The organism is Paenibacillus chartarius (assembly GCF_042432825.1).
Taxonomy (GTDB): domain Bacteria; phylum Bacillota; class Bacilli; order Paenibacillales; family NBRC-103111; genus Gordoniibacillus; species Gordoniibacillus chartarius.
Window position 1 is genome coordinate 1 of the sequence record NZ_JBHLWN010000126.1, and the last position, 1,588, is coordinate 1,588.

General features: G+C 48.9%; 1 protein-coding gene. It reads right to left on the reverse strand.

The annotated features are described in order from the left end of the window. Nucleotides 1-61: 61 nt before the first annotated feature. Nucleotides 62-1,558 (reverse strand): IS1182 family transposase, encoded by a 1,497-nt coding sequence (locus ACFFK0_RS30585; protein ID WP_377475240.1) that lies wholly within the window; start codon nucleotides 1,556-1,558, stop codon nucleotides 62-64. Nucleotides 1,559-1,588: the final 30 nt, after the last annotated feature.

The following is a 1,588-nucleotide window of genomic DNA, read 5'->3' on the forward strand; positions in this document are numbered from 1 at the left end:
TTTGTTAAATTATGGTTTTTTTAAGCTGTGATGGCTTGATATTATCGGCCATTTTGTCTCCTTATGCTGCATTTTTCCGTTTTTGGGCAGACCTCTCCCGCTTATAGACTGTGGCCTGTTTAGGATATTTCGCAGAGTGTAGCTTGCGCAAATTGTAACTTAAAGCCAGCAGCACAAATTCACCTTCAACTTTGGCTTCGCCTCGCAGGTGAAACTGGCGGAATCCTTGAACTTCTTTCATTTCGCCCCATGCCGGTTCCACAATGGCCTTACGCCTGCGGTAGATAGCTTTGCCCTTATCGCTTTGCACTTTGGTTCGCATGGCCTCGCGAACCGGGTCCGTTTCGGAACGGGTAATCGTGCGCTTGCCCGACTTGCCCTTGACACAGTCTTTTTGAAACGGACATTCGTGGCAGGCTGAACACTCGTACACCCATTTCGTTTGCCGGTTCGGATCATCGGCATGTTGAGTTGCTTTGAGTTCCAGCACTTTTCCGGCAGGGCAAATATACGTATCGGTTTCCGGCTGATACGTAAAGTTGGTTTTGTCATATGGATTTTTCGCTTGCTTGCCTTCTTTGACCGCTGCGATATAGGCGTCTACCTGGGCCGCCTCTGCGGCTTCAATGTTGGGTGCGCTGAAATAGCCCGCATCCGCGCTGACCTTCTCTGGCATACTGCCGGTGTTGTCTTGAATGGATTCGAGCACGCCCCCAAATTGTTTTTGGTCGCTGCTGCTATTGCTCATTTTTAACCCGACAATAAGGTGATGATCGGAATCAACCGCGATTTGCGGATTATATCCTTGGATGACGCCCTGGGTCTTGGTATCCATGATTCGAGACTCCGGGTCGGTGAAATTAATTTGGTCTTTTTCCGGTGTTTTCGATTCCGATTCGGGCTTACGTTCTTCCAACTGTTTAAGAGCTTCTTTGATTTTTTCAAGCCGTGCCTGCCGATCTTGCACTTCGGCGTTCACGGATTCCGGAAACAGCGAGAGTTGCCCCTCTTCCTGTTCATCCGCCTGCTGAGCTTGTTCAAGAGCTTCACGGATTTCTTTTTCCAAACGCTCGATTTCTTGTTTCATCCGCTCCCGGGACATCGCCTTATGCTTGGATGCATTGGCTTTTAGCTTGGAACCGTCTATGCTGACATGTCCGAGGGAGACGTAACCCAGATCCATGGCGATTTGCACAACCTGCTTGAACAGACCGGGTAATAATTCAAGGTGATCCTTTCGAAAATCACTAATCGTCCGGAAATCTGGCTTGTGACCGCCACATAACCAGCGAAACGGAATATTTTCCTTGATGGCTGTATGAATTTTGCGGGAGGTGAATACGCCGGTGGCATACCCATAAAACCACAGTTTCAACAGCATGGCAGGGGGATACGCTTCTTCTCCACGGTTGGAGTACCGACTTGTCATCGCTGACAGATCCAACTGATCGACGATATCGCTGACAAGCCGCGCCAAATGTTCTTCGGGAACCCACTCGCTCAAATACATCGGAATGAGTTCTCCTTGTTCCGTGGAGTAAGCTTTAAATTTCGCCATGCTCTACACGTCCTTTACATCCATTACTTT

Excerpts from the sequence above, each read along its gene's own strand:
- ACFFK0_RS30585 (WP_377475240.1), bottom strand. The coding sequence starts at position 1,558 with ATGGCGAAATTTAAAGCTTACTCCACGGAACAAGGAGAACTCATTCCG.